Here is a 21,847-nt window from a genome sequence, read left to right on the forward strand (position 1 = left end):
CCTTTTGCAGTTAAGTCGACACGCTGCGGGGTCAGCTTGCCCGGTTTCGGGCCGTTGATTGGGCAGAATCGCACACGTGCTGCTGGTCCTCCTCGTCATGGTGCTCGCTGCCGGGGCGGCGGTCGCGACCGGCGGAGGGTTCGGCCGGTTGGCCGGCACCACGCTGACCGGCGTGCACTGGCTGGCCGCGGCGGCGATCGGGCAGCTCCTCGGGTCTCTCTTCGGCGGTACGGCGTACCCGGTCGGACTGATCGGGTCGGCGGTCTGCATCGCGGTCTTCCTGCGGATGAATCTGCGGCATGCGGGCGTCGGCCTGCTGGCGCTGGGGTTCTTCAGCAACGCCCTCGTCGTCGCGCTGAACGGCGCCATGCCGGTGTCGCTGAACGCGTTGGCCCGCGCCGGCGTGAGCGGTGCGGTCGTGACCGATCCACGGCACGAGATCTCCGGCGCCGGGACGCGGCTGCCCTGGCTCGGTGACGTCGTACCGGTGGCGCTTCCCGGTCTGGGACAGGCGATCAGCCCAGGCGACGTACTGATTGCCGCCGGCGCCGGTCTGCTGCTGTACGCCTTGATGGGCGGCTCTGGGCGGGTGCCGGCCACGACCGCACCGGTGTGGGACGAACTGGAGCCGTGCGCCGGAACATCGGCTCTGCTCCACCTGTCCCCGAAAGCGAGCCGGGAACTCTCAGAACCTGAAGCCTCGGCCGACGATCCGGCGGAGTGACTCGACCACGACCGGGTCGTACTCCGCGCCGATCCCCAGCCCGATCGACTCCATCGCCTTGTCCGGCGACTGTCCCGACCCCTCGCCGACGAGCTGTTCGTAGGCCAGGGCAACGTTCACGATCCCGCTCTCCACCGGAATGGCCGAGTTGTTCGCCCGCCCGTGCCGGTACGGATCGTTGGAGTGCCGGACGATCTCCGCGACGTGATCCAGTACGCCGGACCGCTCGATCACCGCCGCCCCGATCTCCGCCGCCCGCTGCCGCTCCGCCCGCGTCCGGAGCAGCGACGCCCCACCAGGACTGGGATCCGCCAACGCCAACTGGCCGACGCCCGACAGCAGAGCGGCGTACTCCAACGCCTCCATCCGCGCCGGCGTCAGCCCGAGATCGTTGCCGATAGCCACCGCCAACGCCGCCGTCCGCGCATTCTGCCCCGGGCTGCTGAACCCGGCGATCTCCGTACTCCGAGCCATCGACCGCACCGTCGCCCGATACGTCCGCTGCGCCGACGAGTACCTCCGGAACGCGAACTGCGTCAGCAACAGCGGCACGATGACGAGCGGCGGCGCCCAGAGGCCGGCGATCGAGGTCCCGGCCGCGAGCAGGATGCCGCTGATCGCCATCGCCATCCCGATCCGGGCCGTCACCCCCAACTCGTCCCGCAACGCCGCCGGGAACGGCTTGCTGTACCGCTCGGTCGCCTGACCCGCCCCGACGACGGCATCGAGCCCGGCGGCGGACGAGACCGCGAGCAGCATCGCGCCGCCCAGCGGCAACGCGTGCGACACCGAACCGTTCCAGGACAGGTCGGTCGGCACGATCGCGGCGAACACCACCGCCGCCGCACCGACCGACAGCAGGCGCCGGCACGACACGACCGCATCCCACCACAGGCCCGCGATGATCCGCGGCAGCAGACCGATCGCAGTGGCCACCGCGACGACCGCGACGATCTGCGCGACCTCCGGCGGCACCGCAACCTCCGGGCCCCGCAGCAGGCAGTAGCCCAAGGCGGCGCTGGTGGCGATCGGCGCCCGGTTGCGGGTCCGGTCGACCCGGAACTGGACCATCTCGCCGACCGCGATCAAGACCCCGAAGGTGAGCGCGAACGGCCAGCCGGTGACCCCGCGGTGGGTAGTCATGGCCAGACCCGCGACCCCCAGCACGGCGCCGGCGAGCACGATCACAACGCCGCTGCCGGACCTACGGAACTCGAGGCCCTCGGCCTCACTGGACACGCTCATGCCGGGCCGGCCGCCGTTCCGCTGGCGCCGCCGCCACTGCCGAGGCTCAGGTCGTCGTGGTCGATCGACGTTTCGAGCTCCGCGTTCGGGGCCGGCTGTACGGCAGCCGCTGGCTTCCAGCCGTCGCGCCGGATGACGGCGACGAACGCGTCCACGAGCTCCGGATCGAAGTGTGTGTAGCGGTCCTGCAGCAGGATCGCCACCGTTTCCTCGACGCTGCGCGCAGGCCGGTACGACCGGGTCGAGGTCAGGGAGTCGAACGCGTCGACGATCCCGATCATCCGGGCGAAGTACGGAATATTGGTGCCGCTCAGACCGGCCGGGTACCCGGTTCCGTCGTACTTCTCGTGGTGATGGAGGACCGCGGACTTCACTTCCTCCAGGAACGGGATGTTGCCGATCAGCTCGACCCCGCGCGCCGGGTGCAGCCGGATCGCGTCCATCTCGGAGTCGTCCAGGCGACCGGGTTTGCGAATGATGCTGGTCGGTACGCCGACCTTGCCGACATCGTGCAGCAGACCGGCATGCTCCAGCGCCTGCTGCCGATCGGCCGGCAACTGCAGGTGCCGGCCGAGCATGCCGACGCCCTCACTGACCCGCTCGGAGTGACCGCGGGTGTAGAGGTCCTTCGTCTCGATCACCTGGATGAACGCGCGCATCGTCGCAGCCTGAGCCGCGCGCTCGGCGGCGTCCTGCGAGAGCGCCCAGCGGGCGACGACCAGCGGGACGAGCGTGATCAGGCCGGCGACCAGCCCGAGGCCGCCCAGCCACACGAACGCCATGACCAGACCCAGGTAGCCGTAGCCCAGCATCGGCAGAGCGGTCGCCAGCACGACCTCGCGGAAGAACGCGCCCACCACCGCGCGGCCGCGCTCGAGCCACAGCACAGCCGCCGTCAGGACCGCGTTCACACACCGATGGGCGATCCCCGTCAAGGTCACCGCGAGAATGGCTCGCGGTTCCTCGGTCAACGCGGAAGCACCGACCGGTCCGTGGACGGCGACGAACACGACGGCGCCGCCGGCCGCGGTCAGAATGCGTTGGCCGCTGTTGAAGACACGTTTGATCAGCGGAACTTGTTTGCCCTGCACGAGAGACCCGACACCCGCAACCACGACAGCAGTCGCGGGTCCGGCAATGACGTACACCGCCATCAGCACGATCGAACCGAGCGAGGCGCCCTGCGTCGGGCCGTGGGGAGAGCGCAGCGCGCTGCCGGCCAGGACCAGCAGACACAGCGCGAGAACAGTGAGGTAGTTCGACAAGGTGAGGGCGGACATGACGAAGACAGCCAAGGCCGAAGCAGCAACGACCGCGACCAACAGGTGGAGCCCAGTTCGGTGTAAGGCCGGCGTCATGTAGTGCCTTCGCGGTCGGTCACCAGTCCCAATCGTCAAACATCTTAAGTCACCTCCGATCAGCGGCGTAGTCTTGGGCTCGCGGTTTTCCGCGAGCCCAGGGGGGCCAGACAGCGCATCGCTGACTCTTCTGAATTTTGCTCATCCCGGCTGCGCCGAAACACTGTAAGCCAGACCGTGACCCGCCGCTGACTTCGAAGTATCTGCCGTGGTATGAGAGACTGTGACTCTTTGCAGTTGTTTCAGGGAGGCTTAGAAATGGGAAAGACCGGCCGGAAGCGCCGTGCACGCAAGAAGAAGGGCGCGAACCACGGTAAGCGCCCGAACGCCTGACCCAAGGCGACTACGGACAGCGAGGACCCCGGGGAAATCCGGGGTCTTTGCGATTTGGTCACAGCTTTACAGCAGACCAGTTATACAGAGGTCTCGTATTCGGAGAGTCCCCGAGCGCATACTGAATGCTATCTTTCAAACGCTCGTTGGGCATTCGGCGATCGGCACCGCCGAGGCTGTGGACAACGGCCGACGGCCGTCGGCGGACCCCTCTAGAGTTAGGCCCGGAAGTTTCCGGTACTGACCGATATCGGGCCTGGATCCGAGGAGGGCGGGGCGATGAGTGAGCCGGCGATGCCAACGCTGAGCGAGCTCCTCCGTACCTTCCGTACCCGCGCAGGCCTCACCCAGGCTGCCCTCGCAGAGAAGGCGGGCCTCAGCGAACAAGCCATCAGCGTCCTCGAACGCGGCACGCGCAGCCGGCCGCGAATCGACACCGTCCGCTCCCTCACCGCGGCCCTCGCCCTCACACCCGCTGAAGCCGGCCGGTTCCTCACCGTTGCCCGCGGCAAGGGCACGTCGCACAAGGCGGCAGCCCCGAAGCATCCGCATCCTGCCGCCGAGCCGGCTCCGACGCCGTGGCAACTACCGCCGGCCGCTCCTGACTTCACCGGCCGAAGCGCACAGGTCGACGCGATCATGTCGATTCTGCGCGACCCGGCCGGGAGCGGCGCCGCAGCCGTCGGACTGGTCACGGTCACCGGGATGGGCGGGATCGGCAAGACGACCTTGGCCGTCCACGCCGCACACAAGCTGGCCGGCAGCTACCCGGACGGACACCTGTATCTGAATCTCCGCGGATACGGCCCGGGGGCGCCGATGACCATCTCCGATGCTCAGCGTCATCTGTTGCGCTCGCTGGGTTCGGACACTCGCTCGGTCCCTGACGACGTGGAGGAAGCAGCTGCGCTGTTGCGCTCCAAACTCGCCGGCCGGCGTGTTCTCCTGCTGCTCGACAACGCTGCTGACATCGCCCAGATCCTGCCACTGCTGCCAGGCAGCGCGGGATCAGGAGCGATCATCACGAGCCGAGGCTCGTTGGCGAATCTGCCCGGCGCGCGCCAGATTCTCCTCGACGCGTTGTCGGAGTCCGAATCCGTCGACCTCCTGGCCGGTGTCATCGGCCAGGACCGGGTCGCATCCGAGCCGGAGGCAACCAAAGTCCTCGCCGCGTACGCCGGTCGGCTGCCGCTGGCGATCCGGCTCGTCGGCGGCCGGCTCGTGACCCGGCCGAGCTGGCCGATCCAGCACTTCGTCGACCTGTTGCAGGACGAGGAGCGCCGGCTCGACAGCCTCGGCTCCGACGAGACCGGCGTCCGCGCCAGCATCGCGAGTTCGGTGCGCTTCCTCGAGACGAGCGACCGCGACCTCGACCGCCAGGCAGCCGGTGCGCTGCCGATGCTGACCGTCCCGGACGGCGCCGACGTGACGACAGCCGTCGCCGCCGCGCTCCTCGATGTTCCGCTGCGCCGGGCGGATGCGATCGTCGAGCGCCTGGTCGACCTCAATCTGCTGGAGTCAGTCGCCCCTGCGCGCTACCGGTTCCACGACCTGATCCGCGCGTACGGCCGGGAGATCGCCGACCAGACCTTGACCCCGGCCGGGCGCGACAAGGCGCTCGCGCAGGTTCTGCGGTTGTACACCGAGGCCGGCTGGATCTGCCACCGGTTCACGCATCCGACCAGTCCACGGCTGCCGCTGGCAACGGTCGAGGACAGCGGGCTCCTCCCCACCTTCCACAGCAGGGAAAGGGTCCTGGGCTGGTTGGACGCGGAGCAGCGAAACATGATGGACCGCTTCCGACAGGCGCAACAGTCCAGCCTGGCGAACGACGTACTGCTTGCGGAGTTGCCGCTCGCGTTCTTCAGCTATCACGAGTCACGCATCCGCTGGCAGGAGATGCGCGAGCTTGCTGTCAGCGCGGTCGCGATCGCGCAACGGCACGGGCGGCCCGCGACAGCCGCCTGGCTGCAGCACGACAGCGCCATCCCGGACGCGGAGACCGGTGCCACCGCAGCCGCAGTCCGCAGCATCCGGATCGCCCTGCAGATGTTCTCCGAGATCGACGATCTCTTCGGCCAGGCACGATGCTGCTCGTCCCTGGCCTACTTGCTCGGCCTGGAAGGACAGCTCGACGACGCGTTGGCCTTTGGCCGACTGGCTCTCGCCCACAGCCGCACGATCCCCGACCCCACGCTGGAAGGCGTCGCTCTCACGGCGGTCGGCTCACTCTACGATCGCACCGGCGACTTCGCGCGGGCAGACGAAGCATTTGCCAAGGGCATCGCACTGGCGGAGCAGGCGAATGACATGCGGAGCATATTCAAGCGCTACCTGAATGCGGCCCTCGCGCACGCGCAGGTGGGACGCAGTCGGGAAGCCGTACGGATGGCGATGCACGGTCTGCACGTCGTGGAGCGAGCCGGCGATTCGACTCTCCAGGGCGAGAGCCACCATCTCCTCGCTGTCATCTATGCCGTCCAGGGCGACTTCGGCACCGCCGTCGGGCACGTCGAGTCCGGTCTACGCGCCGCGCGCACCGCTCGCGATGTCCTGCGCGAGGGACGGTTGTACATCGAACTGGCGCGTATCAATGCGGTCCGTGGCGATCGTGCTACCGCCACCGATCAGTTGAACACCGCAATTGCGCTGCTCCGGAATGCTCCCGAGGTCTACCTCACGGATGCCCGCGAACTACTCGAAAAACTCCGTCGCGGGGAAATCCACAGCTATCAGCTCAAGAGCTACTCGATCTGACCGCGGGCCAAATCAGTCGGTGGTGGTGATGGTGGTTTCGATTTGGATTTGGGTGAGGCGGAGCAGGATTTTCTGCCGGAGGGCGTCCGGGGCGTGGTCGGAACCGCACGAGCGGTGGACCAGTTTCTTGACGCAGCGCTCCAGGTCGTACTCGTCGAGGCACGGAGCGCACTCTTCGAGGTGCTGGCGGATCTCGTCGGTACTGGCGTCCTCGAGTTCGTTGTCGATGAAGACGTAGACCCGTTGCAGGATCTCTCCGCAGTCGACGTCGTGGTGCTCGCCGCAGCTCACGACTCCTCCTTCTCCGCAGCTTCGTCGGTGCTCGACGCGGCCGCGTCCGTGCTGTCGTCCGCCGGGATCAGCCCGCGGTCCCGGGCGTAGTCGCCGAGCAGTTCACGCAACTGGCGCCGGCCGCGGTGCAGCCGTGACATCACGGTGCCGACCGGTGTGCCCATGATCTCGGCGATTTCCTTGTAGGCAAAGCCCTCGACATCGGCCAGGTACACGGCCAGCCGGAAGTCCTCCGGGATGGCCTGCAGTGCCGACTTGATGTCGGAGTCGGGCAGGTGCTCGAGGGCGACCGCCTCGGCCGACTTCAGCCCGCCGGGAGTGTGCGACTCGGCGGCGGTGAGCTGCCAGTCCTCGATCTCCTCGGTCGGCGACTGGGTCGGCTGACGCTGCCGCTTCCGGTATCCGTTGATGAACGTGTTGGTCAGGATCCGGTACAGCCACGCCTTCAGGTTGGTGCCCGGCGTGAACTGGTGGAACGAGCTGTACGCCTTCGCAAAGGTGTCCTGCACCAGGTCCTCGGCGTCCGACGGATTACGGGTCATCCGCATCGCCGCGGCGTACATCTGGTCCAGGAAAGGCAGCGCTTCGCGCTCGAACCGCGCGGTCCGCTGCTCGGGTGTCTCGGTCGTGGTGGGAGTCGGCATCGTGATCGAGAATACCGGGGTCTTCCCAGGTGTCCGCGCCGGAGCCTCTCTCGTGGCCATCATGTGTGTCACAACACGCCCGGCAGCAGGTGCATTCCCGGTCAGCGTACCGCTATCCGGACACCTCGCGGCTCACCCATTCGAACACGGCTTCGACCAGCAGGTCGTACGTCTCCTGCTGGTCCAGCTCCGCCCGCTTCGGCACCTTGAAGGAATGGTCGGCGTCCGGCACCACGGCCATCTCGGTGAGCGGCGGGAACTCCTCCGGCGTACCGAACGGGTCCCGCTCCCCCTGGACGACCAGCGTCGGCAGCCCGGCCGCCTGGAGCTCGTCCACGCGCGACTTCTCCGGCTTCCCGGGCGCGTGCAGCGGAAAAGCCATCGCCAGTACGCCGGACGCGCCCAAGCTGCTCGCGGTGCGGCAGGCCACCCGCGCACCCGCGCTACGGCCGCCGATCACCAGCGGCGTACGGACCCGGAGCTGTCCGATGATCGCGATCCACGCCTCGTCGAGCACCTTCGGCGCGGGCGCCAGTTTGCGGCCGGCACGCCGCCAGGGCTGCTCGATCAGGAACACGTTGATGTCCTGCTTCGGCAGCCGGGCGGCCAGTGCGGTCAGGTCACCCGACTCGATCCCGGCCCCGGCGCCGTGACCCAGGGCCAGCGTCGCCACCGGTCGCCGGGCGCGGTGCGCCACGATCCGGGCCTCTCCGTGCGGCGTCGCCACAATCCGTTCGTCGGTCACCCGGCCCATCCTGTCATCACGACCGGTGAAGAGCGGGCACGAAACTCAGAAGAGAGTGGTCGGGCTGTCCTGCGGGTCCTCGCCGTCGGGCGGCAGCGGATCGAGCAGGTGCGGGCCGTTGTTCTTCACGGAGCTGACCGCCTTCGACACGGCGTACGCCTCGAGGCGGCCGGGTGCGGCGGGGACCAGGAGCTCGAGCAGGTCGTCGGTGTCCGAGGACAGCGGGTCGAGCCAGGCGTCGTACCGCTCGCGCTCGACGAGCAGCGGCATCCGGTCGTGGATGCGGCCGAGGTCGTCGGTGGCCGACGTGGTCAGCACCGTGCAGGTCCAGAGCCAGGCCTCGTCCTTGTCCGGGTCCTCGACCGACTTGTCCCGCCAGATCTCGTACAACCCGGCCATCGACAGGATGCTGCCGTCCGGCGGGTGGATGAAGTACGGCTGCTTGACCGGCTTGCCGTTCACCTTCTCCTCGGCGGTGTACCACTCGTAGTAGCCGTCGGCCGGGAGGATGCAGCGGCGGGTGGCGAACGCCTTCTTGAACGCCGGCTTCTCCGCGACGGTCTCCATCCGGGCGTTGATGAGCCGCGAGCCGATCGAGGTGTCCTTGGCCCAGGACGGCACCAGCCCCCACTTGACCGTGGTCAGCTTGCGGATCGTCTCGTCGGGCTGCTCGCGGTTCTTCCGCTCGACCACCGCGACCACCTGGTTGGTCGGCGCGACGTTGTAGTTCTCGCCGAGCTCCTCGACCGTCTCACGCACATTGCCCGCCTCGATCTCGAACTCCGCGACGAGATCGGACGGCTCCCGGCTGGACGCATACCTACCGCACATGCCACCAGCCTAGGCCGATTCCCGGCGTCTGCTGCGTCAAACCACGGACAGCTACCAGACGTAGGAGGAACACGACGGCCGCGGAGGAACCGGTGCTGGCTGATCCGGTGGCGGCCGGCGATTCCGTCGTACCCGTGCCGAAGGAGCCCCCGGCGCCGACGGACCGTGCTCTGCTGCGCCAACGGATGTACGCTGAGCCGCCGAGCGGGTACGCCGTACTGCCTGGAGATCAACGCGCTGCCCGGACTCACCCCGGGCAGCCTCGTCCCGGTCGCCGCGAAGGGCGCGGGGATCACGTACGGCGAACTCGTCGACCGGTTGCTGACGGCAAGCGGCGGCGGATCGCCCACCCCGTGTTAGGCGATCCGCCGCCGGACTGATGCGCCCGGCCGCCCCCCTGTAGGCGTCCGGACGCAGGTCTCAGGTTCTGGCCAGCTCGTCGAGCAACCTCCCGGCCATCTCGTCACTCCCCGGCAGTCCCTCGATCCAGATCCGGGCCAGCTGGGGTACGTCGGTGTCCAGCCGCCACTGGGTGATCAGGGCTCGTACCGTCGCGACCTGCTCCGGCAGGTTCGGGTCGCGGCCGACGAGCGCCGCCGCGCGGCGTGAGCCGACGCGGCCCAGTACGTCACCGCCGCAGAAGACGATCCGCAGGCACTCCGCGACGTCGACGAGCGTGAGCTCGCGGTCGAACGGCGACGTACCCGGGGGATGGAGCGGTTCGACAACCACCAGTGCGTGGGTTTGCGGTACGGAAGTTCCACGGAGTTCCGCCTCTCGGTAGAGCTCGCCGAGCCGGGACCGCAGGTGCGCCAGGCTGGACAGCCCGGTCAGCGGGTCCTCGCAGGACAGCGAGTGCAGGTAGACCAAGGACGCCTCGGCCCAGCTGGAACTGAGTGCGCGTACCGCGGCGAAAGCCGGCTCGCCCCCGGCGATCGAGCGGTACAACGCACTCAGCCCATCAAGTGCCTCCACCAGCGAGATGCCGTCGGCCGCCAGGCGGCGTCCGGTCTCGTCCGATGCAGGCACGACATCGGCACCGTCCCGGAGCGCCTCGGCAATCGCGAGATAGGCGCTGTGGTCGATGCCAGCTGTGCCGTGCGGCTCCCTCCGGCCGCGCGGTTGCTCCCCCGTGCTTGTGGTCGACGACGCTTCCGGCCGGGTCCGGGCGAGCGACCCCGCCAGGTTCAGGGACTTGGCCGGACGCAAATCGAACCGTCTGCGGATGTCCGCGAACAGCGACATGGCCCTCCTCGAATAGCCCCGTCAGTCTCCCGACCGGTCGGCCGGAAGCGTCGTACGCCGAAGAGACAGCGCTGCCCGCGGTTCATGACGCGGATTCGCAGAACTTTTTTCGGGCGTAACTTCGGGGCTGGTGTTCTCGTCAGGAAAGGAGCACGATTCCGCGTCAGGAAAGATGCGAACCTCCGTCCCACGTGGGAGCCTTGTCTCCGGCAACTAGTGACGGATCGTCACCTTGCCGCACACAGAGTTGCTACACAGCCCACGGGGGAGATGGATGGAGACGCCGGACGGCCAGCCCGATCCGCTGAGCGACGCCGAGCTGATCGCGAGCGTTCGCAACGGCGACCTGGAGGCGTACGGCGAGCTGTACGCGCGGCACCACCACGCCGCCGAGCGGATGGCGCGCCAGCTGGTCCCGGCCAACGACGCCGACGACCTGGCCAGTGACGCGTTCGCCAAGGTCCTGGACGCGCTCCGGGCCGGCGGCGGACCGGACGTCTCCTTCCGCGCCTATCTGCTGACGACCGTACGGCGGGTGCACGTCGACCGGATCCGCTCCGGGAAGAAGGTGCAGACCACCGACGACATCGCGTCGTACGAGCGGGAGCCCGAGACCTTCGACGACCCGACCGTCACCGGATTCGAGAGCGGTGCGGCGGCGAAGGCGTTCGCCAGTCTCCCGGAACGCTGGCAGGCGGTGCTCTGGCACACCGAGGTCGAGGGTGAGAAGCCGGCCGCGATCGCTCCCCTGCTCGGTCTGACTGCGAACGGCGTGTCCGCGCTCGCCTACCGGGCCCGCGAGGGCCTGCGCCAGGCGTACCTGCAGCAGCACCTGGCCGATGTCGCCGGAGACCGCTGCCGCTGGACGACCGAGCGCCTCGGCGCGTACGTCCGCGGCGGCCTGACCAAGCGCGAGAACCGGAACGTCCGCGAGCACATGGACGACTGCGCGAAGTGCACCGCGGTGTACCTCGAGCTCGTCGAGGTCAACAGCGCGCTGCCGGCGCTGCTCGCCCCGGCCCTGCTGGGCACCGCGGGTATCGGCTACCTGGCCGCCGCTTCGGGCGCCAAGGTCGGCCTGGTCGGCTTCTTCGTCACCGGCTGGAAGAAGGTCACCGAGAACAGCACCCGGGCTGCCGTCGGCGGCGGCGCGGTCGTGGTCGTCGCGATCGCCGCCGTACTCGCCGCGATGGCGCTCACCGGCAACGACACTCCCCCGGCCGCGATCAACCAGCCGTCGACGCAGCCGACGCAGCAGCCGACCCAGCCGCCCGCGCAGAAGCCCACCGTGCCGCCGGTCAAGCCGCCGGTGAAACCCCCGTCGGCCAAGCCGCCGGCATCCAATCCGACGCAGGCCCCGACCAGCGCACCGACGGCTCCGACCACGACCGCGCCGACCACCGCGCCGACGCAGCCCAGTGTCACGCCGACGCCGACGGTCCCGACGCCGCCTCCCACTACGCCGACGCCGCCGAAGCCGACCCCGACCACTCCGGTGCTCGACGAGGGTCTGGTGACGATCAGCATCCCGCGCGGCGGCGGCAGCCCGGTGCTCGAGACCCGATCGACGCAGGCCGAGGCCGACGCCGGCGTACGGTTCGTGATCACGATCAAGACCCCGGCCGGGAACGCGAACCCGGTGGTGATCGGGCTCAAGTACGGCGCCGAGCTCGACTGGCCGCTGACGTCGAACCCGGCGGGCTGGACCTGCACCCAGGCGTCCGGCTCGTGTACGGCGAGCGACCCGGTGAACCCGAAGCCGCTGGCGGTCACGTTCGACGCCCCGACCGGCGGCTCGACCGCCGATCGCACCTTCACCGTCTCGGCGAAGACCGGCCGGCTGTACGACGACGACTCGGCGACCGTGGACGCGAAGCCGACCACCGACGAGAACCTGCTGAAGATCCTCGACGGCAAGGCCGACCCGGACGTCCACCACCGGATCCTGACCGTTGCCCCGCGCACCAACCGCAAGAGCGTCACGCTGAAGCTCATGTACGGCAGCGCACTCGAGTGGCCGATCGCGGCGAACCCGGCCGGCTGGAAGTGCACCCGGTCGACCAAGACGTGTACGGCGACCAACCCGGAGAAGCCCGCTCCGCTCGCGGCGAACTTCGACGTACCGGACAAGTCGTCGGACGCGGCGCGAACGTTCACCGTGGCGGCGACCGCGGACCTGGTCAGCGACACCGACTCCGATGTGCTGCCGGCGATCCAGCAGGACGAGTCGCTGCTGCAGATCCTCACGCCGACGCCGCACACCGACCCGAACCCGTTCGTCTACAACCGGTTCTTGAAGGTCAACGGCGCACAGGGCCGGACGGTGACGCTCGACATCTCGTGGGGACGCAACCTGATCTTCCTGCCGTCGTTCGACGTGGGCTGGACCTGCGAGCGGACCAGCGACATCCGCCGTGCGACCTGTACGACGAAGAACTACAAGAAGCCGCTGAACTCCGAGTGGAACGCCTGGCTCCCCGGCAACGGCTCCAGCAACGCCATCACCGTCCACGCTCGCGTCGGCGGCCGCGAGGACACCGACACCGCTCAGATTCCACCGTCGACGTCCCGGCGATGAAATGGGGTTGCCGGGTCCCCTATCCTGGTGATGTTCGTGTTGAGGGAGACAAGTAGCGCCGTACACCACGTCAGAGAGAGTCGCCGGTAGCTGGGAAGGCGATGCGTGGAGCGGTCGTGAAGACACTCCTGAGCGACTGTTGTGCAAGAGGCCGGGCTGTTGTGGCTCGGTGAAGGTGTGGTGGCACCGCGAGATTCCCCTTCGCCCACACCTCCGGGGTTCGAGAACAACCTGGAGGTGAAAACAGCATGCGAATTCTCAGCCATGAGATCCCCTCAGCAGTAGGCCAGACCGTCACGGTGGCCGGCTGGGTGCACCGAAGACGACGGCTCGCCGCCGTCAGTTTCCTGATCCTGCGCGACCGGTCCGGCCTGGCCCAGATCGTCGTCAAGGGCTCTCAGGCCCAGTTGGACGAGCTGGGTGAAGAGACTGTCGTTCAGGTGACCGGCACAGTCGCCGCGAACCCGCAGGCTCCCGGCGGCGCCGAGATCGTCGACCCGGTGATCGAGCCGCTGACCGAACCGGCCGCGACACCGCCGATCGAGCTCTGGCGGCCGACAGTCGGCGCGGGGCTTCCCGTAGTACTGGACAACGCACCGGTTGCGCTTCGGCATCCGGTCGTTCGTGCCGGGTGGGAGATCGCCGCGGCCGCGCTGCACGGGTTCCGGTCCGCGCTGGACGGTCAGGGCTTCACGGAGATCCAGACGCCGAAGATCGTCGGTACGGCGACCGAGTCCGGGGCGAACGTGTTCGCGCTGGACTACTTCGGCGGCCCGGCGTACCTGGCGCAGTCGCCGCAGTTCTACAAGCAGACGATGGTCGGCGTGTTCGAGCGGGTCTTCGAGGTCGGTCCGGTGTTCCGGGCCGAGCCGCACGACACGGTGCGGCACCTGGCCGAGTACGTGTCTCTGGACGCGGAGTTCGGGTTCATCCATGACCATCGCGACGTGCTCGCCGTACTGCGTTCTGCCATCGCGGGCATGTTGTCGGCGGTCGGCGAGCGGGCCGGTGGCGCGCTGGAGCGGCTCGAGGTTTCGCTGCCGGAAATTCCGGTCGACGTACCGGTGCTGCACTTCAGCGAGGCGTTGAAGATCGCGGGTGCGGACCCGGAGGAGCCGGACCTCGCGCCCGCCGACGAGCGTGCGGTCGGCGAGTGGGCGCTGCGGGAGCACGGCAGTGACTTCGTCGCCGTCGAGGGCTACCCGATGGTGAAGCGGCCGTTCTACACGCATCCGCAACCGTCGGACCCGCGCTGGTCGAACTCGTTCGACCTGTTGTTCCGCGGGATGGAGCTGGTCACCGGCGGGCAGCGGCTGCACCGGTACAGCGACTATGTCGCGGCTCTCGAGGCGCGCGGCGAGTCGGCGGACGCTCCGGCGTACAGCTCGTACCTGCAGGCGTTCAAGCACGGGATGCCGCCGCACGGCGGGTTCGCGATCGGGCTGGAGCGGTTCGTGGCGCGACTGACCGGGGCGGAGAACGTCCGCGAGGTCACGCTCTTCCCCCGCGACCTGCACCGGCTGACGCCCTGATGGCTCGTTCATCATGACAGAGAGCACCGAGTCAGTTGTCGCCGAGCTGAACGTTGCCCTCGGCACCGATTATCAGGTCGTGCGGCACCTGACCGGTGGACTCCAGTCGACGGCGTACGAACTGACCGGCGGCGTGGTTCTGAAGTGGACCGACAACCCCGGGTGGGCACCGCGGGTCCGGAAGGCGGCCGAGCTCGTCCGCCGGGCTCGCGCCGTCGGCTACCCCACACCTGCCTGGCTCGCCGTCGGCACGACCGCCGCCGGGTCGCCGTACCAACTGCAGGAGCTCGTTCCCGGCAGCCCACCGAAGCTCGACGACGGCCTTGCTCGGCAGCTGATCGAGATCTGTGAGCTCCAGCGGGACCTGCTCCCGGAGGACCACGAGGTCACCTGGTCGGGGTGGTCGAGCGGCGTCGTCTTCGACGGCTGGGACGGTGTCTGGGAGCGAGTGCAGGCGTACGACGGTGAGACCGCCGAGCTCCTCGAACTGTACGGCGAACTGTGCCGGCCTTATAGCGATGAGGAGCTGCCGCGCCACGATCTCGTGCACGGTGACCTGAACATGGGCAACCTGCTGGTCGACGACGGGCGGATCACCGGGATCGTGGACATCGAGGCAGCCGGCGGTGGCGCGCGTGCATACGACCTCGTCGGGCTGGCGACGTCCGCTGCAAGGGATGGTGCCGAGGCCGGCGTCGACGAGCTGTTCCTCGAGGCGGCCTTGCGCGCGAACGGACGGGCCGCGGTCGCGGTGTGCGCGGCGGCGGCGTTCGCGAGTGTCGCGGAGTTCGTCCACGAGCGGTCGTACTCGCCGGAGCGGGTGAATCACGGCGGCCGGCGGCTGCTCGAGATGATGGGCGCATGCTGAGCGACGTGGAGCGGGCCGCTCTCGATGCGGTCGACGACGAGCGGATCGTTGCGGAACTGCGGGAGCTGGTGCGGATCCCGAGCGTGGACGGGACCGCGGCCGAGGTCGACGTACAGGCATGGTGTGCTGCGCGACTGGAAGCGCTGGGGCTGACCGTGGATCACTGGCGGCTCGATTTGGCGCCGGACGATCCGGGGTTCCCCGGGATGGAGGTCGAGCGCGACGAGGCGTGGGGCTGTGTCGGCGTGCTCGGCGGCGATGCGAAACCGGGGCTGATCTTCAACGGTCATGTCGATGTGGTGCCGGGTGGCACGTTCGACGCCCGGATCGAGGAGGGCGTGATGTGGGGCCGCGGGACGTGTGACATGAAGGGCGGTGTCGCGGCGATCCTCGGCGCGGTGGCGGCGATCGTTGCCGCGGGCATTCGGTTGCGGAAGCCGCTGGCGGTGCACACCGTGATCGGTGAGGAGGACGGCGGGGTCGGCGCGTTCGCGACCCTGCGCCGCGGCCATCGCGGCGAGGCCTGCCTGATCGCAGAGCCGACCGCGGGCACAGTCATCCCGGCGAACGCCGGCTCGCTGACCTTCCGGCTGGAGGTGCCGGGACTCGCCACGCACGGATCGACTCGCAGCCGCGGGGTGAGCGCGATCGAGAAGTTCACCGTGATCCAGACCGCGCTGCAGGAGCTCGAACGCGAGCGCAACCGCGACCCGCATCCGCTGCTGGCCCACCTCGACCTCGCCAACCCGCTGTCCGTCGGCACCATCGCGGCCGGCGACTGGGCGAGCACCGTGCCCGACCACTTGGTGGCCGAGGGCAGGTACGGCGTACGCCTCGGTGAATCACTCGCCGACGCGCGGACCGCCTTCGAGACCGCGATCGCAGAGGCCTGCCTGAAGGACGACTGGCTCCGCGAGCACCCGGTGACGGTCAGCTGGCCCGGCGGCGAGTTCGCCTCCGGCCTGCTGCCTGAGGGCGACCCACTCCTCGCCGACACCCTTCAAGCCGTGTCCGACACGGGCGGCCCGGTGCCGGACGTCAAGGGAGCGCCGTACGGGTCCGATCTACGCCAGTACGCCGCAGCGGGCATCCCCACGCTGCAGTACGGGCCAGGCGACGTCCGCTACGCACACGCCGCGGACGAGCACGTCGTACTGGCCGACGTACTGGATGCCGCGCGTACGTATGCCCTGCTGGCTGTACGCCGCTGCGGTTGATACAAATCCACCATGATGCCGCTGCGGGGACGCTCCGAGGAGCTCGGCAAGCTCCTGGACGCGCTGCGAGCAGCAAGCAACGGACAGGCTTCGCTGGCCGTGGTCAGCGGTGAGCCTGGCATCGGTAAGTCGGCGCTGCTGGCGGCTGCTGTGGAGCAGGCCGAGCGGCAGGGCTTCCTGGTAGCGAGTGCGGCCGCGCACCAGACCGACAACATCAGTCCGCTCGCGTCACTCGCACCTGCGCTCCGGGCCGGCACGGAGCCGCTGATCGGCACCGACGAGTTCCTGGAGCTCGCCGGCCTCAACACCCAGCCGCTCTGGCTCGCCGAACGCCTGGCCGACCTCATCGGCCGCCGTCTCGCCGGTGTCCGCGCCCTGATCGTGCTGGACGACGCCCAGTGGTCCGACCCGCTCAGTGCGTTCGTGCTGCGGGTTGTGGTCGCCCGTCTCCCCGCAGCGAACCTCCTCTGGCTTCTCGCGACCCGTCCGAGCCCTGGTGGGACGACCGACCAGCTGATCGAGGCGGTCGGTGTACCGGTGCACACCATCCCGCTGGCGCCCCTCACCACGGACGCGATCCAGGATCTGGCTGCGGACCGTCTGAACCATCCTGTCGACCCGTCGCTCGCGGTTCAGCTGGCCGGCGTCCAGGGCATCCCGTTTCTGGCTGAGCAGCTCATCGCAGGTCTGTACCTGAGTGACAGCGACCTGTCCGCCGGTCTGGTCGAGGGTGTCCGCCGTCGTACCAGCGAGCTGTCCGAGGCCAGCCGGGACCTGATCCGCACAGCCGCTGTCTTCGGCAGCGAGTTCCGCCTCGAAGACGTCGCCGTACTGATGGCCACGCCGGTTGCCCGACTCGCTGCACCGCTGGAGGAGGCGATCCAGGCCGGTCTGCTCACCGACGCCGGCTCGGTACTGCGTTTCCGCCACGAGCTGCTGCGGTCCGCCGCGCTGGCCGACGTGCCGCCGTCTGCTCAGCGGGCGCTGCACGGCGCGATCGCGGATCAGCTGATGTCCGCGGGGCGTGGTGCGGCCGCTGCTGCGCCGCATGTCCTCGCGGTCGCGCAGTCCGGCGACACGAGGGCGGTCGCGACGTTGCGGGAGGCTGCGCGGGACCTGCTGGCGACCATGTCGATCACGGCCGCGGAGCTGATCCAGGAGGCGTTCGACCTGACCCGGGTGGACGATCCGCTGCGCGCTGAGGTCGGTGTGGACGTGGTGAGCATTCTGCTCGCCGCGGGTCAGTACGACCGCGCCAAGACCTTCGCCGACGACCTGCTCAGCGGTACGGCGCTCTACCACGGACCGATCACCCCGGACCTGCACGCAACGATCCGTCTGCAATTGGCGCCGCACCGGCGTCTCGACGTACGAGAGCTCACCATCCCGGGCGCTGCGCCCCACCTGACCGAACGGCTTGCCGGCCACCGCGCACTGGCCGGCGCGGAGGCTCCGGGCACAGCAACCGACCCGATCGCACAGGCGCTCCAACAGGTGGCTGCAGCCGAGCAGGCGCAGGCAGAGGGAAGGTACGCCGACGCACGCGAACTGTACGCCGCGGCACGCCAGGTGGAGCCCGGTCTGGGGAGCTTGCTGCCCACGCTGGTCGAGGTGGGCGAGCTGTACTGCCGAGCCGAGTCAGACGATCTGTCCGGTGCACTGGAGCGTGTGCGGGAGTTGATGACCGCAGGCTCCTCCTGGGCCGCTGCACAGCTCGCTGTGCTGCATGCGCGGCTCGAGTACGCGTCCGGCAACCTGCAGGAAGCAGAGGACGCCGCGCACGCCGGTCTGCGCTGGATGGACCAGTTGCACAACCGGTCGCTTGCCCCGGCAGCGGACCAGGTACTCGCCCTCGTCGCGCTGCTCCGCGGTCACCTCACGCAGGCACGCAAACTGGCCGGCAGCGATCCGACGATCAGTGCACTGCTGGCGATCGCGGACGGCGACACCAACGCAGTCCGCCGGCTGGCTGCGGCACCACGGGATTTTCCGGAGCGCGTCGGCGTACTGCTGGAAGCCAATGCCGTGGACGAGCTGTCCCAGTCCACAGCAAGCCGTGGCGCGCTCGCGGTGGTGACAGCGGGCGACGACGTCCAGCAGTTGGCTGCGGCGCTGGAGGTCGTTCGAACGGCGCAGCGGCCGTTGCTGCTCGCACAGGTCGAGGAGCGCTACGGCCGGGCCGCTCTGGAGGCCGGTGATCGCAAGACCGGCGTACCGGCTCTGGAGCGAGCACACGACAGTTTGACGGCTATGGGCGCGACAGCTCCAGCCGCGCGGATCCAGGCGGTGCTGCAGGCGGCCGGCGTACGACGGCGTCGCTGGGCCGCCGTACCGCCGCGGGCTCAGGAAGGCTGGGAGTCGCTGACGCCGATGGAACGGCGGGTGGCTTTGCTCGTCGCCGAGGGGCACACAAACCGGTCGGCCGCGGAGGAGCTGGTGGTGTCGGCCAGCACGGTCGGGACGCATCTGCGGGCCGTGTTCGGCAAGCTCGGGGTGAATTCGCGGGTGCAGCTCACCCGGCTGGTGCTGGAACGGTTCGCCCCTCCCCCGAACGCATGAGATTCGGGTGCAGCGGCCGGTCGGAGCACCTGAGGCCGCGCTGACAGGTTCACGTGTTCGCTCGATCCGTCGGAGCGGGCCTGGGCGGTTTCCTTCTAGCAAGCCAACCGAGAAGGGAACAGCAAGATGACTAACAAGACCACCGTCGTCCTGATTCATGGGGCGTTTGCGGAGAACGGCAGCTGGGACGGTGTGATCGGCGAGCTGACCAGCCGTGGCATCCCGGCGATTGCGGTCGCCAACGAGCTGCGCGGGCCCGCCCTCGACGGCAGTCGGGTCGCCGCCCAGGTCCGCGAGATCGACGGCCCGGTCGTCCTGGTCGGGCACTCGTACGGCGGTGCCGTGATCACCGCGGCCGCCAACCAGGCCGACAACGTCTCCGCACTCGTGTACGTCGCCGCGTTCGTCCCGGAGGAGGGCGAGAGCCTGCAGGACCTGCTCGGCAGCTTCCCGGCCAACGACTTCGCGGCCGGCCTCGTCCCGCACCAGCTGCCTACCGGCGACGGCGGCCAGGAGACCTGGCTGAGCATCGACCGGTCCAAGTTCCCGGCGCTGTTCGCTGCGGACGTCGAGAACGCCGAGCAGCTCGGCCGGACCCAGCGGCCGATCGCCGCGATCGCGTTCGAGGAGAAGTCCGGTACGGCGAGCTGGAAGCGGCTCCCGGTCTACGACCTGGTGGCCACCGGTGACCAGGCGATCCATCCGGACGGCCAGCGCACGATGGCCGCCCGCGCGAACGCCACCACGATCGAGGTCGACGGCTCGCACGCGGTCGCGGTCTCGCAGCCGAAGGCCGTCGCCGACTTCATCGCGAGCGCTGTCGAGGCAGGTGCGAACCGATGAAGCCGATCAAACTCAGGCACTTGGTCGCAGTCGCCGCTACGGCGATCCTCGCCGTCACCGGCATCACCACGGCGAGCGCTCAGACCGAGCACAAGCCGAAGCCCACTATCGTCCTGCTCCACGGTGCGTTCGCCGACGGCGCCAGCTGGTCCGAAGTGACCAGTCGGCTCCAGCGGGACGGGTACACGGTGGTCGCACCCGCCGTACCGCTGCGGGGGATCGTGTCGGACACGGCGTACCTGCAGGGCGTGCTCAACAACATCAGTGGCCCGAAGGTGCTCGTCGGCCACTCGTACGGCGGTGCGCTGGTCAGCCAGCTCGCCGGGACGAGCGGCGTGAAGTCGCTCGTGTACGTCGCCGCCTTCATCCCTCAGGCCGGTGAGACGATCGGGGCGCTGAACTCGCAGTACCCGGGCAGCCAGATCGGTCCGGACACGACGAACGCGATCAGCTACCCCGGTGGGGTGGACCTGGTGATGAAGCCGGAGTCGTTCCGGCAGGTGTTCGCGGCCGACCTGCCCGCGCGTCAGGCCGCCGTACTCGGCGCCTCGCAGCGACCGGTCAACGCAGCCGTCTTCGACGAGAAGGTCCCGGCCAGTGCTCCGGCATCGCTCCCGAAGTACGCCGTGATCCCGACCGGTGATCACGCGATCGCACCGGCCGCCGAGCGGTTCATGGCCGACCGCGCCCACGCCACCACGGTGGAGGTCCCCGGAGCGTCCCACCTGGTCGCTCTCTCCCAGCCGGGCACCGTCACCCGCGTGATCGAGCAAGCCGCCCGCTGAAACAGAACGCCGGCCGGACCGCAGTGCAGCGGTCCGGCCGACGAGGTCTCTCAGAGAGCCTGGTAGAGCGTGGTCCAGAAGTCGTTGTGGAGCTGGATCGCGGACGGCACGGTCGTACCGACCTGGGTGAGCACGATGCCGACGACCTGGTTGACGGGGTCCGCGTACGTCGACGTACCGGAGCCACCGTCCCAGCCGAACTGGCCGACCGGCGCGTAGTCGCCCCGGTAGGTGCGCACGGCCATCCCGAAGCCCCAGCCGCCCTGCTGCCCCTGGCCGAAGGAGATGTGCACGTTGTCCCGGGCCAGTGCCTCGCGTGCCGCCAGGACCTCTGGCGTGAGGCTGTTGGAGGTCATCAGCTCCACCGCGGGCCGCGACAGGATCTGCTCGCCCTGGTGTACGCCGTGGTTCAGCAGCATCCGGAAGTAGGCGTGGTAGTCGTCGGCGGTGGAGTTCAGCCCGCCGCCACCGCCCTGGAACGCCGGCGGAGCGCTGTGCCGGCCGCCCTCCGCTTCGTCCCACACCTGGAACTCGCCGGTCGCGGGGTCCGGCGCGTACAGCGGTGGCAGCCGGTGCAGCTGGTCGGCGGGCACCGAGAACCCGGTGTCCTTCATACCCAGCGGCCCGAAGATCCGCTCCTGCAGGAACTCGTCGTACGACTGACCGGTGACCCGGGAGACGAGGACGCCGATCAGGTCGCTGCTGATCTGGTACTGCCAGCGCTCGCCCGGCTGGTACATCAGCGGAAGCGTGCCGAGGCGGCGCATCCACTCGTCCTGCTCCGGCATCGGCACCGGCCCGTTGGGCGTGATGCCCTGCTCGAACAAGGCGGCCATGATCGGCGTACCGATCATCGTCATGTCCATGCCGAGCCCGAACGTCGAGGTCAGCACGTCCCGGACGGTGATCGGGCGCTTGGCCGGCACGGTGTCGTCCACCTGGCTGTCGATCCGCTTCAGCACCTGGCGGCCGGCCAGCTCGGGCAGCCACGGCTCGACCGTGTCGTCGAGCCGCAGCCGGCACTCGTCGAGCAGCACCATCGCCGCCGACACCGAGACCGGCTTGGACGTCGAGGCCATCCGGAAGATCGTGTCCCGTTGCATCGGCGCGCCGCCCTCGTGGCGCATGGTCCCGAGCGTCTCGACGTACGGCTCACCGTCGCCGCGGCTGACCAGGGCGACGACGCCGGGGATCTTCCCGGAGTCGACGTGCCGGGCCAGTACGTCGTGCAGTCGGCGCAACCCGGCCTCGGTGAAGCCGGAGGGAGTCGTTGACATTGGTGATGCTCCTTC

At 69.2% G+C, this 21,847-nt stretch carries 19 protein-coding genes; 11 read left to right on the plus strand and 8 right to left on the minus strand.

All coding sequences use genetic code 11. The features are described 5' to 3' along the window. The first annotated feature begins 76 nt into the window (after nucleotides 1-76). Nucleotides 77-724 carry a DUF5317 domain-containing protein gene (locus ACLJOO_RS00815; RefSeq protein WP_410784805.1) on the plus strand — a complete coding sequence of 216 codons (648 nt, stop codon included), beginning with the start codon at nucleotides 77-79 and terminating at the stop codon, nucleotides 722-724. Here the strand turns inward: ACLJOO_RS00815 and ACLJOO_RS00820 are convergent. Both ACLJOO_RS00820 and ACLJOO_RS00825 read right to left on the minus strand, forming a co-directional pair. Continuing rightward, nucleotides 686-1,969, minus strand: a complete 1,284-nt coding sequence (locus tag ACLJOO_RS00820) for an HD-GYP domain-containing protein (protein ID WP_410784806.1) — start codon at nucleotides 1,967-1,969, stop codon at nucleotides 686-688. The genes ACLJOO_RS00815 and ACLJOO_RS00820 overlap by 39 nt on opposite strands. Then, the gene (locus tag ACLJOO_RS00825) at nucleotides 1,966-3,249 is read right to left on the minus strand and encodes an HD-GYP domain-containing protein (protein ID WP_410784807.1); all 1,284 of its coding nucleotides are present in this window, start codon (nucleotides 3,247-3,249) and stop codon (nucleotides 1,966-1,968) included. Before ACLJOO_RS00825 ends, ACLJOO_RS00820 begins: the two co-directional genes overlap by 4 nt. A 336-nt stretch (nucleotides 3,250-3,585) precedes the next feature. On the opposite strand from ACLJOO_RS00825, the gene ACLJOO_RS00830 reads away from it, so the two are divergent. Beyond that, nucleotides 3,586-3,660, plus strand: coding sequence for a 50S ribosomal protein bL37 (locus ACLJOO_RS00830; protein WP_369759046.1), 75 nt, complete (start codon nucleotides 3,586-3,588; stop codon nucleotides 3,658-3,660). A 279-nt stretch (nucleotides 3,661-3,939) separates the two neighbouring features. Further along, nucleotides 3,940-6,417, plus strand: coding sequence for a helix-turn-helix domain-containing protein (locus ACLJOO_RS00835; RefSeq protein ID WP_410784808.1), 2,478 nt, complete (start codon nucleotides 3,940-3,942; stop codon nucleotides 6,415-6,417). A gap of 12 nt (nucleotides 6,418-6,429) precedes the next feature. Here ACLJOO_RS00835 and rsrA read toward each other — a convergent pair whose 3' ends face one another. The 4 genes from rsrA to ACLJOO_RS00855 all read right to left on the minus strand — a co-directional run bounded on the left by rsrA (nucleotide 6,430) and on the right by ACLJOO_RS00855 (nucleotide 8,928). Next, nucleotides 6,430-6,708 carry a mycothiol system anti-sigma-R factor gene (rsrA, locus tag ACLJOO_RS00840; protein WP_131334337.1) on the minus strand — a complete coding sequence of 93 codons (279 nt, stop codon included), beginning with the start codon at nucleotides 6,706-6,708 and terminating at the stop codon, nucleotides 6,430-6,432. Further along, nucleotides 6,705-7,352, minus strand: a complete 648-nt coding sequence (locus ACLJOO_RS00845) for a sigma-70 family RNA polymerase sigma factor (RefSeq protein ID WP_130383832.1) — start codon at nucleotides 7,350-7,352, stop codon at nucleotides 6,705-6,707. Before ACLJOO_RS00845 ends, rsrA begins: the two co-directional genes overlap by 4 nt. 112 nt (nucleotides 7,353-7,464) lie before the next feature. Then, the gene (locus ACLJOO_RS00850) at nucleotides 7,465-8,106 is read right to left on the minus strand and encodes an alpha/beta family hydrolase (protein ID WP_410784809.1); all 642 of its coding nucleotides are present in this window, start codon (nucleotides 8,104-8,106) and stop codon (nucleotides 7,465-7,467) included. 36 nt (nucleotides 8,107-8,142) lie between these two features. Then, on the minus strand, nucleotides 8,143-8,928 hold the full coding sequence (locus tag ACLJOO_RS00855; RefSeq protein ID WP_410784810.1) for an SOS response-associated peptidase: 786 nt from the start codon (nucleotides 8,926-8,928) through the stop codon (nucleotides 8,143-8,145). A 165-nt stretch (nucleotides 8,929-9,093) separates the two neighbouring features. Between ACLJOO_RS00855 and ACLJOO_RS00860 the strand changes: the two genes are divergently transcribed. Further along, complete coding sequence (locus ACLJOO_RS00860) at nucleotides 9,094-9,288, plus strand: hypothetical protein (RefSeq protein ID WP_410784811.1); 195 nt, start codon at nucleotides 9,094-9,096, stop codon at nucleotides 9,286-9,288. Nucleotides 9,289-9,348: 60 nt separating this feature from the next. Here the strand turns inward: ACLJOO_RS00860 and ACLJOO_RS00865 are convergent, their stop codons facing one another. Beyond that, nucleotides 9,349-10,173, minus strand: a complete 825-nt coding sequence (locus tag ACLJOO_RS00865; protein ID WP_410784812.1) for a hypothetical protein — start codon at nucleotides 10,171-10,173, stop codon at nucleotides 9,349-9,351. Between the two features lie 274 nt (nucleotides 10,174-10,447). Here ACLJOO_RS00865 and ACLJOO_RS00870 point away from each other — a divergent pair, with 274 nt between their 5' ends. The 7 genes from ACLJOO_RS00870 to ACLJOO_RS00900 all read left to right on the plus strand — a co-directional run bounded on the left by ACLJOO_RS00870 (nucleotide 10,448) and on the right by ACLJOO_RS00900 (nucleotide 20,555). After that, a complete protein-coding gene (locus ACLJOO_RS00870; protein WP_410784813.1) occupies nucleotides 10,448-12,751 on the plus strand; it encodes a sigma-70 family RNA polymerase sigma factor in 2,304 nt (767 codons plus the stop codon). Between the two features lie 248 nt (nucleotides 12,752-12,999). Further along, nucleotides 13,000-14,283 carry an aspartate--tRNA(Asn) ligase gene (aspS, locus tag ACLJOO_RS00875; protein WP_410784814.1) on the plus strand — a complete coding sequence of 428 codons (1,284 nt, stop codon included), beginning with the start codon at nucleotides 13,000-13,002 and terminating at the stop codon, nucleotides 14,281-14,283. A 13-nt stretch (nucleotides 14,284-14,296) separates the two neighbouring features. After that, nucleotides 14,297-15,151, plus strand: coding sequence for a phosphotransferase family protein (locus ACLJOO_RS00880; RefSeq protein WP_410784815.1), 855 nt, complete (start codon nucleotides 14,297-14,299; stop codon nucleotides 15,149-15,151). Next, nucleotides 15,145-16,368 (plus strand): M20/M25/M40 family metallo-hydrolase, encoded by a 1,224-nt coding sequence (locus tag ACLJOO_RS00885; RefSeq protein WP_410784816.1) that lies wholly within the window; start codon nucleotides 15,145-15,147, stop codon nucleotides 16,366-16,368. The genes ACLJOO_RS00880 and ACLJOO_RS00885 overlap by 7 nt, the downstream gene beginning before the upstream one ends. Before the next feature lie 12 nt (nucleotides 16,369-16,380). Then, nucleotides 16,381-18,927: an ATP-binding protein gene (locus ACLJOO_RS00890; RefSeq protein WP_410784817.1), complete on the plus strand. Its 2,547-nt coding sequence runs from the start codon at nucleotides 16,381-16,383 to the stop codon at nucleotides 18,925-18,927. 126 nt (nucleotides 18,928-19,053) lie between these two features. Beyond that, a complete protein-coding gene (locus ACLJOO_RS00895) occupies nucleotides 19,054-19,770 on the plus strand; it encodes an alpha/beta hydrolase (RefSeq protein ID WP_410784818.1) in 717 nt (238 codons plus the stop codon). Then, nucleotides 19,767-20,555 carry an alpha/beta fold hydrolase gene (locus ACLJOO_RS00900; protein WP_410784819.1) on the plus strand — a complete coding sequence of 263 codons (789 nt, stop codon included), beginning with the start codon at nucleotides 19,767-19,769 and terminating at the stop codon, nucleotides 20,553-20,555. The genes ACLJOO_RS00895 and ACLJOO_RS00900 overlap by 4 nt, the downstream gene beginning before the upstream one ends. Before the next feature lie 50 nt (nucleotides 20,556-20,605). On the opposite strand, the gene ACLJOO_RS00905 is transcribed toward ACLJOO_RS00900, so the two are convergent. Further along, a complete protein-coding gene (locus tag ACLJOO_RS00905; protein ID WP_410784820.1) occupies nucleotides 20,606-21,832 on the minus strand; it encodes a serine hydrolase domain-containing protein in 1,227 nt (408 codons plus the stop codon). Nucleotides 21,833-21,847: the final 15 nt, after the last annotated feature.

Origin of the sequence: Kribbella sp. C-35, from assembly GCF_046549195.1 — a bacterium.
Classification (GTDB): Bacteria; Actinomycetota; Actinomycetes; order Propionibacteriales; family Kribbellaceae; genus Kribbella.

Bases quoted from the DNA above. Each gene is read 5' to 3' on its own strand.
- ACLJOO_RS00820 (WP_410784806.1), bottom strand. From the start codon at position 1,969: ATGAGCGTGTCCAGTGAGGCCGAGGGCCTCGAGTTCCGTAGGTCCGGC.
- ACLJOO_RS00825 (WP_410784807.1), bottom strand. From the start codon at position 3,249: ATGTCCGCCCTCACCTTGTCGAACTACCTCACTGTTCTCGCGCTGTGT.
- ACLJOO_RS00835 (WP_410784808.1), top strand. From the start codon at position 3,940: ATGAGTGAGCCGGCGATGCCAACGCTGAGCGAGCTCCTCCGTACCTTC.
- ACLJOO_RS00845 (WP_130383832.1), bottom strand. From the start codon at position 7,352: ATGCCGACTCCCACCACGACCGAGACACCCGAGCAGCGGACCGCGCGG.
- ACLJOO_RS00850 (WP_410784809.1), bottom strand. From the start codon at position 8,106: ATGGGCCGGGTGACCGACGAACGGATTGTGGCGACGCCGCACGGAGAG.
- ACLJOO_RS00855 (WP_410784810.1), bottom strand. From the start codon at position 8,928: ATGTGCGGTAGGTATGCGTCCAGCCGGGAGCCGTCCGATCTCGTCGCG.
- ACLJOO_RS00865 (WP_410784812.1), bottom strand. From the start codon at position 10,173: ATGTCGCTGTTCGCGGACATCCGCAGACGGTTCGATTTGCGTCCGGCC.
- ACLJOO_RS00870 (WP_410784813.1), top strand. From the start codon at position 10,448: ATGGAGACGCCGGACGGCCAGCCCGATCCGCTGAGCGACGCCGAGCTG.
- aspS (WP_410784814.1), top strand. From the start codon at position 13,000: ATGCGAATTCTCAGCCATGAGATCCCCTCAGCAGTAGGCCAGACCGTC.
- ACLJOO_RS00880 (WP_410784815.1), top strand. From the start codon at position 14,297: ATGACAGAGAGCACCGAGTCAGTTGTCGCCGAGCTGAACGTTGCCCTC.
- ACLJOO_RS00885 (WP_410784816.1), top strand. From the start codon at position 15,145: ATGCTGAGCGACGTGGAGCGGGCCGCTCTCGATGCGGTCGACGACGAG.
- ACLJOO_RS00890 (WP_410784817.1), top strand. From the start codon at position 16,381: ATGATGCCGCTGCGGGGACGCTCCGAGGAGCTCGGCAAGCTCCTGGAC.
- ACLJOO_RS00895 (WP_410784818.1), top strand. From the start codon at position 19,054: ATGACTAACAAGACCACCGTCGTCCTGATTCATGGGGCGTTTGCGGAG.
- ACLJOO_RS00900 (WP_410784819.1), top strand. From the start codon at position 19,767: ATGAAGCCGATCAAACTCAGGCACTTGGTCGCAGTCGCCGCTACGGCG.
- ACLJOO_RS00905 (WP_410784820.1), bottom strand. From the start codon at position 21,832: ATGTCAACGACTCCCTCCGGCTTCACCGAGGCCGGGTTGCGCCGACTG.